We start from the raw sequence: 244 nt of genomic DNA, 5'->3' as shown, positions 1-244 counted from the left end.
AAACCTAACCCAAACCACCAAACAACACGCCAACCCCGGCGGCCTCAAAACCGGCCATGATGGTTGTCGCGCGCGGACAAGGTGGTTGACGCTCTACAACCGCCACCCGTTCATGGTTGTGGAATATCTCGATCATACGGTGGGTTAGCCGGACATCGACCTTCCGACCGATCAGGCGGTGCGGCACGGAGTAGAAGCTGTGCAGCACCTCGATATGGTAGTCGGGATGCACCTTGGCCTGCTT

General features: G+C 58.2%; 1 pseudogene. It reads right to left on the bottom strand.

Annotated elements, in window-relative coordinates:
• Positions 1–100: 100 nt before the first annotated feature.
• Positions 101–244 (bottom strand): annotated as a pseudogene (locus ACH107_RS33995) (Mu transposase domain-containing protein); the annotation flags it as partial.

The organism is Roseovarius halophilus (ex Wu et al. 2025) (assembly GCF_047086965.1).
The sequence above is the reverse complement of the archived record's forward strand: the minus strand, read 5'-3'. Positions and strand labels throughout refer to the sequence as shown.